The organism is Embleya sp. NPDC020630 (assembly GCF_044334985.1).
In the GTDB taxonomy this organism is placed as follows: domain Bacteria; phylum Actinomycetota; class Actinomycetes; order Streptomycetales; family Streptomycetaceae; genus Embleya.
In genome coordinates, this window is record NZ_JBIRUB010000044.1 from 24,736 (window position 1) to 35,768 (window position 11,033).

The 11,033-nt window shown below is 69.9% G+C and carries 15 protein-coding genes and 1 pseudogene; 6 read left to right on the forward strand and 10 right to left on the reverse strand.

Features of this window, described 5'->3' with window-relative positions:
• Positions 1-115: 115 nt before the first annotated feature.
• The 3 genes and pseudogenes from ACH4XV_RS47425 to ACH4XV_RS47435 form a co-directional block, all read right to left on the reverse strand.
• On the reverse strand, positions 116-454 hold the full coding sequence (locus tag ACH4XV_RS47425; protein ID WP_395800682.1) for an ArsR/SmtB family transcription factor: 339 nt from the start codon (positions 452-454) through the stop codon (positions 116-118).
• Positions 451-900, reverse strand: coding sequence for an SRPBCC domain-containing protein (locus tag ACH4XV_RS47430; protein ID WP_395800683.1), 450 nt, complete (start codon positions 898-900; stop codon positions 451-453). The genes ACH4XV_RS47425 and ACH4XV_RS47430 overlap by 4 nt, the downstream gene beginning before the upstream one ends.
• A 149-nt stretch (positions 901-1,049) precedes the next feature.
• Positions 1,050-1,323: pseudogene (locus ACH4XV_RS47435) on the reverse strand (SDR family NAD(P)-dependent oxidoreductase); the annotation flags it as partial.
• Between the two features lie 30 nt (positions 1,324-1,353).
• On the opposite strand from ACH4XV_RS47435, the gene ACH4XV_RS47440 reads away from it, so the two are divergent.
• On the forward strand, positions 1,354-1,584 hold the full coding sequence (locus tag ACH4XV_RS47440; protein ID WP_395800685.1) for a hypothetical protein: 231 nt from the start codon (positions 1,354-1,356) through the stop codon (positions 1,582-1,584).
• A 258-nt stretch (positions 1,585-1,842) separates the two neighbouring features.
• Here the strand turns inward: ACH4XV_RS47440 and ACH4XV_RS47445 are convergent, their stop codons facing one another.
• Positions 1,843-2,169, reverse strand: coding sequence for an ArsR/SmtB family transcription factor (locus ACH4XV_RS47445; RefSeq protein ID WP_395800687.1), 327 nt, complete (start codon positions 2,167-2,169; stop codon positions 1,843-1,845).
• Positions 2,170-2,254: 85 nt separating this feature from the next.
• Between ACH4XV_RS47445 and ACH4XV_RS47450 the strand changes: the two genes are divergently transcribed.
• Positions 2,255-3,505 (forward strand): MFS transporter, encoded by a 1,251-nt coding sequence (locus ACH4XV_RS47450; protein ID WP_395800689.1) that lies wholly within the window; start codon positions 2,255-2,257, stop codon positions 3,503-3,505.
• 206 nt (positions 3,506-3,711) lie between these two features.
• Here the strand turns inward: ACH4XV_RS47450 and ACH4XV_RS47455 are convergent, their stop codons facing one another.
• Both ACH4XV_RS47455 and ACH4XV_RS47460 read right to left on the reverse strand, forming a co-directional pair.
• On the reverse strand, positions 3,712-3,903 hold the full coding sequence (locus ACH4XV_RS47455; protein ID WP_395800691.1) for a hypothetical protein: 192 nt from the start codon (positions 3,901-3,903) through the stop codon (positions 3,712-3,714).
• A gap of 248 nt (positions 3,904-4,151) precedes the next feature.
• On the reverse strand, positions 4,152-4,712 hold the full coding sequence (locus tag ACH4XV_RS47460; RefSeq protein ID WP_395800693.1) for a hypothetical protein: 561 nt from the start codon (positions 4,710-4,712) through the stop codon (positions 4,152-4,154).
• A gap of 298 nt (positions 4,713-5,010) precedes the next feature.
• Here ACH4XV_RS47460 and ACH4XV_RS47465 point away from each other — a divergent pair, with 298 nt between their 5' ends.
• The gene (locus ACH4XV_RS47465; protein WP_395800695.1) at positions 5,011-5,322 is read left to right on the forward strand and encodes a hypothetical protein; all 312 of its coding nucleotides are present in this window, start codon (positions 5,011-5,013) and stop codon (positions 5,320-5,322) included.
• A gap of 180 nt (positions 5,323-5,502) precedes the next feature.
• Here the strand turns inward: ACH4XV_RS47465 and ACH4XV_RS47470 are convergent, their stop codons facing one another.
• The 3 genes from ACH4XV_RS47470 to ACH4XV_RS47480 form a co-directional block, all read right to left on the reverse strand.
• Entirely contained in the window at positions 5,503-5,703 is a 201-nt protein-coding gene (locus ACH4XV_RS47470) for a hypothetical protein (protein WP_395800697.1), read from the reverse strand.
• 31 nt (positions 5,704-5,734) lie between these two features.
• Complete coding sequence (locus ACH4XV_RS47475) at positions 5,735-5,977, reverse strand: hypothetical protein (protein WP_395800699.1); 243 nt, start codon at positions 5,975-5,977, stop codon at positions 5,735-5,737.
• A 598-nt stretch (positions 5,978-6,575) separates the two neighbouring features.
• Positions 6,576-7,208: a hypothetical protein gene (locus tag ACH4XV_RS47480; RefSeq protein WP_395800701.1), complete on the reverse strand. Its 633-nt coding sequence runs from the start codon at positions 7,206-7,208 to the stop codon at positions 6,576-6,578.
• Positions 7,209-7,473: 265 nt separating this feature from the next.
• Here ACH4XV_RS47480 and ACH4XV_RS47485 point away from each other — a divergent pair, with 265 nt between their 5' ends.
• From ACH4XV_RS47485 to ACH4XV_RS47495, 3 genes are read left to right on the forward strand one after another with little or no spacing between them, the layout of a single operon-like run.
• The gene (locus tag ACH4XV_RS47485) at positions 7,474-8,025 is read left to right on the forward strand and encodes a hypothetical protein (protein WP_395800703.1); all 552 of its coding nucleotides are present in this window, start codon (positions 7,474-7,476) and stop codon (positions 8,023-8,025) included.
• Positions 8,004-8,495, forward strand: coding sequence for an SRPBCC family protein (locus tag ACH4XV_RS47490; RefSeq protein WP_395800705.1), 492 nt, complete (start codon positions 8,004-8,006; stop codon positions 8,493-8,495). The genes ACH4XV_RS47485 and ACH4XV_RS47490 overlap by 22 nt, the downstream gene beginning before the upstream one ends.
• Positions 8,492-10,123 carry a phytoene desaturase family protein gene (locus ACH4XV_RS47495; RefSeq protein ID WP_395800707.1) on the forward strand — a complete coding sequence of 544 codons (1,632 nt, stop codon included), beginning with the start codon at positions 8,492-8,494 and terminating at the stop codon, positions 10,121-10,123. Before ACH4XV_RS47490 ends, ACH4XV_RS47495 begins: the two co-directional genes overlap by 4 nt.
• Positions 10,124-10,348: 225 nt before the next feature.
• On the opposite strand, the gene ACH4XV_RS47500 is transcribed toward ACH4XV_RS47495, so the two are convergent.
• Complete coding sequence (locus ACH4XV_RS47500) at positions 10,349-10,663, reverse strand: DUF6479 family protein (RefSeq protein ID WP_395800709.1); 315 nt, start codon at positions 10,661-10,663, stop codon at positions 10,349-10,351.
• Positions 10,664-11,033 lie beyond the last annotated feature (370 nt).

The following is an 11,033-nucleotide window of genomic DNA, read 5'->3' on the forward strand; positions in this document are numbered from 1 at the left end:
CGGGAGGCGCCGGGGCCGGTGGGTCGCCCTTTCGGTCCTTCAGTCCTTCAATCCCTCGGTTCTTCAGTCCTTCGGTCCTTCGGTCCTTCGGCCTGTCGTTCAGCCGGCCTGCCGGTCAGTCGCGTCTCCGACGCTCGATCTCTTCTGCGATGCGCTTGATGCGGTTCAGTCGCGCATCCCACGTCTTGCCGACTTCGTTCAGTTGCCGGACGGCGCGGCCGAGTTGTGCCTCGTCGACCTCGTAGCGCCGCTCGCGGCCCATCGGTGTCGCGTGTACCAGGCCTGCGCGATCGAGCACGCCCAGGTGCTTGGTGACCGCTTGGCGCGAGATCGGGAGACGATCACTCAGGCCGGTCGGTGTGCCGACCCCCTCCGTGAGCAGCAGGTCGAGCAGGCGGCGCCTGATCGGGTCGCCGATCGCCGACCAGAGTTGGTCGTCGACGGTGACGGTCATCGCGCCACCACGGAGGGGGCGTAGCCCTGCAGCCTGGGCAGGAACAGGTCCCAGCCGCGCTCGTGGTCGTGGAAGGCGTCCTCGAGCACAGCGGCCTCCCAGCCCCGCTCCCGCCAGCCGCTCTCGGTCAGGCGCAGAATCGTGCCGTCACCGGAGGGCTCCAGCTCGAATGTCACCAGGAGGGAGTTGCCCGCATCGGGCAGCTGACCGGCAGGGGCGACCCAGCGGAACGTGAACCTGTGCGGAGGATCCACATCGATCACGGTGATCGCTTCAACCGCGGCGCGATCGCCCCACACCAGTTCGCCGACCGCGCCCGGCACCGGCTCGAACGAGGCGTCGTCGGACCACCACATCCTGATGTGCTCCGGACGACTCACCACATCGAACACGACCTCCGGTGCCGCGTCGATGCGAATCTCGCGCTCCAACTGTCCCAACTCCACTGCGGACCTCCAATAAGCAACCATCGGTTGCGCATGACCTTAATCGACGTACCGGCGATCCGCAACCTTATGTTGCGCAACGACGGCGCGGCCGACCCAGGCAAGTCCGACCCGTCGTCCCTGCCCCTCCCCCTCCCCGACCCCGGGCGTCAAGCGCTCATGCCGCCGTCGACGCGGAGGACCGTGCCGGTGATGTAGGAGGCACGGTCGCCGAGGAGCCAGGCGGCGGCCTGGGTGATCTCCTCGGGATCGGCGGCGCGGCCCAGCGATGTCCGGGCGTTCAGGCGCTCGATGACGCAGGGGGTTGTCCTCCCACTCGCGCACCATCTCGGTGAGCGTGGTGCCGGGGGCAGTGGCGTTGACCCGAATGCCCTCGGGGCCGTACGTAACGGCGGCCGACTCGGTCAGGCTGTTGACCGGGCGCAGGATCGACAAAGCCGTGTCGTCGGGGACTTGTTTCAGGTTGGGGGCGTCGATGTGGACGACGACCTCGACCGACTCGACCCGCTCGAAGCCGACTTCGCCCGCCGCCGGTTCGACGCGTTCGACCCGCCCACCGGAATGGCCGCCGGCGAGTCGACCATCCAGGTGCGCCAGGCCGCGGCAGCCGGGCCGCAGACTCCCGCGCCTCGAGCTCCTCCGGCAAGGACACCACAGCGCCTCGCCTCCGCCTCGACACGGTAGAAGCAAGCCGCCGCCCCGCCGCCACGGATCGGCGTCTTCCCAGCTCGGTGGTTCCGAGAAGAGCCGCACCCAGCTCCCCTGGAGGGAAGAACTGCCTGGGTCGATGCCGCATTTCGTGCACGGGCGTTGAAAGGCCCGTCCGATGCAGCGGCCGGTGGCGGATCTCCGCGTAGCTGGTGAAGTCGCGGCTGCCACGGCTCACTCGCATGCTCGGTCACAATCGACCCTGCCATACTGCCGCGCCAGTTCCCGAGACCGTCAGCTCTCTCGCGCCATGGCCGCCATCAATGCGTCCAGCAGGCCCGGAGCCGCTTGTTGGAGAGTGGTGCGGCGGAGGCGGTGCCCGCGGGAAGGGCCGACCATGACCGGGTGCAGGACGCCTGCCTCGACCAGAATCTTGAAGTGGTGGGTCGCGGTGGATTTGCTCAGGCCCTCGTAGAGGTCCGAGCAGGGGGCTTCGGCAGCGGGATGTGTCGCCAGGCGCCGGACCATTTCCAGGCGTACGGGGTCCGCGAGCGCACGCAGCAGTTTCAGGACGGGGGCGACGGGCGGCAACTGGTCGGGCGGGGTCTCCCAGGACGGCATCAGACAACTCCACAAGTTTGACGTGCGTCGTACTTCTCCCTAGCCTCCTCGAAGTACGATCCACATCATACTTGCTGGAGTCCTCGTGAAGGCACTCTCCCCGGGCCGCCGTCCCCAGTCATGGAGCTACGCGGCCCTCCTCGCCCTGCTCATGCTGGGGCAGGCGACCTCCGCCATCCCCTCGCCGCTCTACTCCCTGTACGCCGAGAAGTGGGACTACCCGCCCTTTCTGACCACCGTCATCTTCGCCGCGTACGGGGCCGTGGCCGTCGTCGCGATCCTCGTCTCCGGGGCCCTGTCCGACCGATACGGTCGTCGGCCCGTACTCATCGTCGCCGTCCTGCTGCTGCTTGCCGGGCTGGCCGTCTTCATCTTCGCCGCGGGACCCGGCTATCTCGTCGTGGCGCGGATGCTCAACGGCCTGGGGATCGGCGCGGTTGTCGTGGTCGGTGGAGCCGCCCTGCTGGACGTGAGCCCGGAGCGGGCGGCGCGGAGCGGGACACTCACCGCCATCGCGTTCAACGTCGGCATCGCTGTTGCCGCGCTCGGCGCCGCAGGCCTCGCCCAGGCCGACTTCCACCCCCTGCTCCTGCCCTATCTCGCCGACGCGCTCATCGCCCTCGTCCTGCTCGTCCTCCTTCTGGCGATGTGTGAACCGCACCCCTCGGCCGGTGCCGTGCCCCTCGGGATCCCGCGTCCGCAGGTGCCCAGGGAGATCCGCGGGCGCTTCGTGTTCGCCGTGATCGGTGCCGGTGCCGCCTGGGCCGTGCTCGGGGTCTGCTTCTCGCTGGAGCCATCGATCGCCGCCCACGCCGCGCACGTCACCGGGCCGTTCTTCGGCGGCGTCGTCATCGCGGCAGTGACTGTCTCCGCCGCGTTCGCCCAGGTAGCCGGTGCCCGCTACCCGGCCCGCACGGTCGCGCTCGTCGGTGACACGGCGCTCGCCGTGCTCATGCCGGCCGGTGTGGGCGGCTTCGCGACCGGCAACGCGACCGTCATCATCGTCACCGTCGCACTCCAGGGCGGCGCCTACGGACTCGCCTTCGGCGGCTCCCTGCGCCACCTGACCGCCCACATCCCCACCGAGCGGCGAGGAGCCGTCATGTCGATGTTCTACCTGATCGCGTACGGCGCGCTCATCACGCCCACGCTCCTCGTGGGTATCGGCGCGACCCTCTGGGGCGACACCGTGATCTTCCCCGTCTTCTCCGTGCTCGCGGCCCTTGTCTGCCTCTCCGCCGTGGTCGTCGAGCGCGTGCTGGGGCGTCGAGCAGGACACCCTACGGTGTCGCGGGCGTCGGCAGCCGAGGTCTCCCGGATGAGCGAGGTCGACTGACGGGCGATCCCCATAGCTGCCCGGCACGCCTCCGTCGGGTAGGAGTGATCCGCACCCGGGGAGGCGAAGGGTGCAGCCCTTGTGGAAGGAAGAGCCGCCTGGGTCGATGCCACGTCCGGTGCACGGGCATCGAGAGGACCGTCGGACGTTACGGCCGGCGGCGGATCCCCGTGGTCGGGGCGCGCAGGTCGACGGCGCCATGGACCTCATCTCCCGCCACCCGACCGGCGGGTGTGCCGGCGCCGCACGCCCACGGTCGCGATGCTGTTCTTCAGGTCACCGGGCTCGTCGACCACCAGCACGGCATCGTCGTCGTGCCGGTGCTCGACCACGTAGGTGCGTACGTCGTCGCGGACCACATCAGCGTCCCACTTCGCGCGGTGCACCGGATGCTGCATGCCGTCTCGGTGGCATCACCCGCGTGCTCGGCCAGGGGCCGGCGATTCTTCCTCGGCAGGTCCGCCGGCAGGCCCGATACCAACGCCGTTGCCCGACGGCGCGGTTCGACCCGCGCGAACCGCGCCGTCGGGCCCACCCATCGGCTGGTCGAACATCGACGATGATCAACGGTGGCTGCGGCCTCACCCGCCCGTCGAGGGATGACCATGGGGCACCACCAGTGTCGGCCGACGGTGGAACAGCGCGGTCAGAGCACCATGTGGCAGTAGAGTCCGTAGCCGTGTGACCGAGCCCGTCCGGCCAGTGCCGCAAGCTCGTTGAGGAAGTCTGAGAGATGGCCGGGGTCGGCAAACCCGTGGAACTCCTCCGCTTGCGACCACGGTATGCAGATCTCGGCCAGTCGTTCGCGGGGTGCCTCCGCCAAGGCGTCGCGCACCTCGTCCGGCAGAGTAACGATCCAGACGCTCTCTGCCTCCGGGCTCGTCACCAGATGACAGAACCGGGGATGCCCGACAACCCGTGAGACGGGTTCACGAACCAGCAGCGCCACCGCCTGACCAAGCAGGACGGCGGGGTCGATCGTCTTGACGCAGACCGTGTCGAAACCGGCGTCCTCGGGTCCCTCCGCAAAGGCTGACGCCGCTGCCTGATCGTCGGACGCGCTGAAGTAATCGTAGAAGATACCCACGCCGAGGAGTCTGGCAGCGCGCTCCGACAGTCGGCGGATGGCCGGGCCGTCAGTGGGGATCGATGGTGTGACTACCAGCGACTTTCGTCGCTTTCGCACCGGCCCCAGCAGCAAAATCACGATCTACGGCTGAAGTACCAAGGCGCTCGTCGGATGTACGAATCGGCTGAGGATGTGCCACGAATCCGAGACTGAGGCGGTGTCCCATCGCGGTGGGACAGTGAAGAAGCCACTGGTCGAAACCCTGGTTTTTGCCACGGATGTTGAAAACCTACATCTGCAAGTGTAGGTTCCCAAAACGCGTGTCAGATGCTCAATCGCACTGACAGGTGAATGTCGGATCTGGCATGAATCTGCGGCTTCTCCCGCTGGGTGGCGTGGCCACAACCGCAGTCGATGCGCGTGAGGGGCGGGGCTCGTGGACAAGGAAAAATGCTCGACGATGGAGCACATCAGCCTCGAATACGCCGCCAAGAAGGGGTTGAAATTGGCGCGGATAAATTGGGCTCATGTAATCCGGGATTCGATCTATGGCATTGTCATCGCGATGATCGTGGCGGCGTTCATTGCGTTCGTGTTCGGCCCGATACCGGCCGGCGGGTTCGTGGGGTTGATTGTGCTCGTGGAATTGATTGCGTTCGTCTGGCGCCTTGTCTCGGGGCATGCCCCCGGATGTTCCGCGAAACTGGCGACGCTGACCGTCTTCGGCATGTTTGACTCCGCATTCTGAACCCCGACGCTCGTGCGAGCGGCGAAGGGTGACGTGGGACCGGGTCGCCGATACCGGGCGAGCCTGATGTAGATGCATTTCCCGAGCCGTACCTCGTCGTACCTGCCCGAATCCCGGTGCTGCCGTCGCCACGACCGATTCCTCATCACCTCCGGGACCGTGACGCCGCAACGACACCGATCACGGGTGGGCCGGCCGGCGGGGTTCAGTTGTCCCTACGACGAGGAGGTCGAGGGCTGTGATCTCGCGGGCGCGGTCATCCTCGACGGGCTCGGCGCGCAGGTCGACGCGCACCACGTACACCGACTCCGCGATCGGTGGCATCCCGGGCAGGTCCGGGTCGGTCGTGGTCAGGCGCACGGTGCCGCCGTAGCGGGCCACGACGCGCAGGACGGCGTGGAGTTCGTCGAGGTCACCGTTGTCGACACCGACGCATCCGTCGGGTGGGGGTGCGCGACCAGGCGCACCCCACAACCCGTGCGTCGGAACCGTGGACGTAGTCGGGGAGCGGATCCGGGGTGTGGACGTGGCAGCGCGTGGTCAGGTCGGCGGTGAAGGCGACCGCGTCGATGCGGGTGCGCGGTCCACGCACGACGGAGGCAACGGCCAGGTCGAACAGCCGGTCCCGGCAGTCGAAGGCCTGCTCCTGGTTCACCGGGCACAAAGACCCCAACCCAGTGGGCGACACAGTGCAGTTCCCCGTCAAGTCGGCGTGTCGGGCATCCACTTTCCTCACCCACCAAGCCGCCATCACCACCCACCGGAATCACAGCCGACAAGTCCACTCGTGGCTGGGATACCGCACACCACGTGAAGCTCTGCGGGACCACGACGGCTCGAACTCGCGGCATACAAGGACAGTCGACAAGGCGTCCGGAAAACGCGGGATCCCTCACTGGCCGATGGCGAGTGGGAGTTGATCGAGCCGTTTCTTGCGATCGGGGAGCGCGGGCCGTACCCGGGGCGGTTGCGGGACTGTCTTCACGGGGTGATGGGGCGCTTCCAAACGGGCAGTCCGTGGCGGGACGCGCCCGAGCCGGTATGGCCGTCACCCATCGGCCCGCGTGTACGTATGCACGTTTCGCCGCGCGGACGACCCTGGATCGGCACCACGACCGGGGCGTTGCCGTCGACGCCGTGGAGCGCGCGGTGGGCTGCACCGGCTCTCGCGGGGGAGGCGGTCGAGCGGGCCCGAACGCGCTTGCGTCCGGGCATCATTGCCGCCGCGGGAACACCCACCCCCGGACCCGACGCTACCTATCGAGGCTCTGCTTCAGCTCCATACCGGAACTGTCCCTGCTCATGCCGAGTCCGGGCGCCGGTCCGTCGTGGTTGACCTCCCCGGCGGCGGACGAACGGCCGGACGCACCGCCACGCACGACGGGCGTGAAGCCCGCGGCCATGGTCTTCGTCAGTGACTTGCCGTCGGCCGAGATCCCGGCCGAGGTCGCCGCGTTCGTGTCCTTGACGGGGCCGGCCGGGCCGACCGGCCGCGCGGCCGCAGCCCCGGGGGCGGGCCTCCCGAGCAACTCCGTATCCCTGAACCTGGCGGTGTCCGCACGCAGATCCTCCCGCATGGCCCGCGCAGCCTCGGCCACCGACAGCTCGCCCCTCGGAGGCATCAGCTTCGCGGGATCCACTCCCTTGCCCGGCCTTGCCGCGGAATTCGGGGGAAACCGCCGCTGGTTGTGCGTGGTGGCGATCTGCCTTCGCGCCTCGGCCATGCGCTGCTCGGGCCTCACCGCGAGGCAGTCGACAGCCGTGCCGACCGTCTCGCTCACCGATGGCGCTGCGGCCGATTCGCCGCGCACCTTTTTGGCGGCCTTGGTACCGAGCTGCCTCAAACCGATCCTGATGATCTTCCCGGTCTCGTTCAGTCTCGCCACCGTGCACCACCTTCGCGAAGTCTCGCCGGAGCGCAGGACCCTTCCGCCTACATCCTGCACCAACCGCCGCACGCTTCCCAGCACTTCGACAGGGATCCCCCGGCGGGGACCGGATCGACGGTCTGCGCACCCCGTGAACTCCCCCGTTGACGGCAGGGAGGCGCGAGAGCCCGTCCACGCCGCCGGCCCACGGCGACGAGTGGGCCGGTCCCAGGGGGCACGACGGAGATTCGGCGGCGGGTCGCGGTCCGTCGAACTCCAAGCCGTGGACCCGGTCGCCCCGACCACCGAAAACGGTCGCCTGTGCCTGCGGTGGACGGTCGACGGCGGGGGTTTCGAGAGCGACCTCTCGGCCGCAACTCTGGACGGCCGAGGCGGGTTCGCCCTGGTACACGGAACCCGGCGCGCGGAGTTCACCGACCTGCACGGCACCTACGCGCCGGGCGACCCGCGGGCTCACGCCGTCATGACGCACGACGGAGCCCGAATCGACACTCTCACCACCCCGAGCAACGACATCGCCGTCTCCGCGTCCGGCATCGACGTCACCGCCGCCCCGAGTCTTCTCACATCCACCGCGGCCACCGCCATCGCCGAGGCCATCCCGAACAGTCCCCTGCGGGCCGAAGACCGACTCTTCGATCTCGACCTCCACGTCGAAGCGCTGCCCTCCGCGCCGCTGTACGGGCTCGGGGGCGAGCCTTGGGGACATGCTCTCTGCGCGGCCGGACCGGGTTGGTGCGGGCTCGCGTCGACGGTCGGGATAAGGGGATGCGGACCGGGTAGTGGCCGCGCATGGCGCGACGACAGCAGTTGATCAACGCGACGCCCGCACAGGTGTGGGACGTGCTCGCGGACGCCCGAAGGTACGCCGAGTGGGTCGTGGGCACCCGACGCATCGAGCGGGCCGACGTCGGCTGGCCCCGACCGGGTGCACGCCTGGTGTACGCGGTCGGCATCGGGCCCCTCACGTTCACGGACGAGTGCGTCGTGCGGATGTGCGTGCCGGGCGAGCGGCTGGAGTTGGAAGCGGTGGCCTCGCCGTTGGGAACGGCTCGGATCGGCATCGAACTGCTGCCGTGGGACACCGAGACACTCGTCCTGGTGGACGAGCATCCACTGCGCGGTCCGGCCGCGCGTCTGCACGGCCCGCCGGGCGAAGCGCTGCTGCACCTGCGCAATCGTCGGATGTTGCGCAACCTCGCCCGGGTCGTCGAGGAATCGTCGGACGCCGCGTCCGGGCCTCCTCCTCTCGTCGTCGACGGCAGACGCGAAGAGCAGCGATGACCCGCGATGCCGACGCGGTGGTGATCGGGGCCGGGCCGAACGGTCTCGTGGCCGCCAACATCCTCGCGGACCGGGGGTGGCGGGTCGAGGTGTTGGAGGCCCGTACGGTGCCCGGTGGCGCGGTGCACAGCGACCGCGGGGTGCATCCGGACTTCGTGAGCGACACCTTCAGTTCCTTCCACCCCCTCGCGGCAGCCTCGCCGGCGATCGGCGCTCTGGGTCTGCACGAATTCGGGCTGCGCTGGAGCCACGCCCCGGCGGTCTTGGCACACCCTTTGCCGGATGGTCGGTGTGCCGTGCTGCGGCGTGGCGTCGACGCCACCGCCATGGGGCTGGCGACCGACTTCGCCGCCTCCGACGCCGACGCGTGGCGCCGACTGTCCGCGCTGTGGGAGCGTCTGGACCCGCACGTGGTGAACGCGCTGCTCACGCCGTTCCCGCCGATCAGGTCCGGTCTGGCGCTCGCGGGACGGCTGGGGGTGGCGGACGGGTTGCGGTTCGCGCGCATGATGGCCCTGCCGGTGCGCCGGTTGGGCGAGGAGGAGTTCTCCGACGTCGGCGCCACCATGGTGTTGGCGGGTTGCGCCCTGCACGCCGATCTGTTGCCGGAGGCGGCCCCGAGTGCGGCGTTCGGGTGGCTCCTGGCCATGCTCGGGCAGCAACACGGCTGGCCCGCGCCGGTGGGCGGCGCCGGCGCGCTGGCCGACGCCCTGGTCCGGCGCCTGACCGCCAAGGGCGGCATCGTGCGGTGCGGAACGCGGGTGACGACGGTGGTGGTGCGCGCCGGAACCGCGCTGGGCGTGCGCACCGCGGACGGCGACGCGGTACGCGCCCGCCGGGCGGTGCTGGCCGACGTCCCCGCGCCGACCCTGTACGGCGGCCTCGTCTCCTGGGACGACCTGCCCACCCGATTGCGCGACGACGTGCGCCGATTCACCTGGGACCCGGGGACGTTCAAGGTCGACTGGGCACTGAACGGGCCGATCCCGTGGACGGCGCCGGAGGCGGCCGAGGCCGGCACCGTACACGTGGCCGCCGACCTCGCGGAACTCTCCGACTACGCCATGCAGGTCGGCTCCGGGCGACTGCCCGCACACGCGTTCCTGCTCCTGGGACAGATGACCACCACGGACCCCACCCGCTCGCCCGCCGGAACGCAGTCGGCGTGGGCGTACACGCACGTTCCCCGGCGCGTCACCGAAGATCTCGGTGGGCGCCTCACGGGACGCTGGAATCCCTCGGAGACGGAGGAATACGCCGACCGTCTGGAACGGCGGATCGAGACGTTCGCGCCGGGGTTCCGTGCCCGCATCAAGGCACGCCGCATCCTTTCCCCTCCCGCTCTCGAAGCGGCGAACGAGAGCCTGGACGGGGGCGCCCTCAACGGCGGGTCCGCCGCGCTCCACCAGCAGTTGGTCTTCCGCCCCGTCCCCGGCACCGGCGGCGCGCGCACGCCGATCCGCCGGCTCTACCTCGCGTCCTCCTCTGCCCACCCCGGCGGAGGCGTCCACGGAGCCTGCGGCGCGAACGCCGCCCGAGCCGCCCTGAACACCGATCGCCGCGCGCTCGCCCGCATCCTCGGCCGCCCGTCGGTCCGGGCCGACGAACCCGCCGAAAAGGCCCGTTGAGCGCGGAGCCTGCCGTCGGGTGCGGCTGCTGGACCCGACCCGCCTCGGCGATTCGCGCGGCCCCGCGAAGGAGACCGCTCCAAGGATCTCCCGGACCGGCCGGGGCGTACGCGACTCGCCCCCGTCATGGCGCCGGCGTCGTTCGCGGTGCCTCCGGCGACGTCGACGGCATGGTCCGGACGACGGCCCGCCCGGACCCGGGCGGGCCGGCATCGGCGGGACTGCTCAGGAGCGTCCGTCGTGGTCGTGGGCTTCGGGATCCGGCGGTCGGGAAGCGAGATTCCCGTGCCCGGGCAGCTCGTGCGGTCCGCGTCGGTGGCCGTCCCGGGGCACATCCGCAGGCTCCCGATCCCGGCCGTCGACGTCCGGGGAGGCATGCGTGGGCAGACCCTGCGCAGGACGCGGCGGTGGACGGCGCCTGCGACGCACCCCACTGACCACGGGAATGATGAGCAGGACGGCGATCAGGAGCGCGGCCGGAACAGCCACCGCGGCGACGGTCCCGGGTGAAGCAGAGGTGAACTGCGCCAAAGTGGTCATGCCGGCACCGCTACCCCCGCTCGCCGCGCCGATGCCTCACGGCGCGGCCCCGCCGGACACCACGTCGGCCGGTGCTCGGTCAACGACGGTGGCACACGCATTTTCCGGGCCGTCGTGACCGCCACGTCGGATGACGGGATCGCTCCCCCGTCCCGACGCGTCGGCCGCCGACGCCGCGTGCCCTGGGGCAACATCTGCCGGGAGACCGAGCGAATGGCGGATCCTTTCCGGGAAAGTGCGCGCGAAACACGGCAGTTCCTGGGAATGGGCGCTCCCGGGTGGGGCAGACGTGGGGCGGAGGTAAAAACAATGATTCCCCTTCTGGTCGTTCTGCTTCTCGCTCTGATCCTTTTCGGCGCCGGTTTCGCAC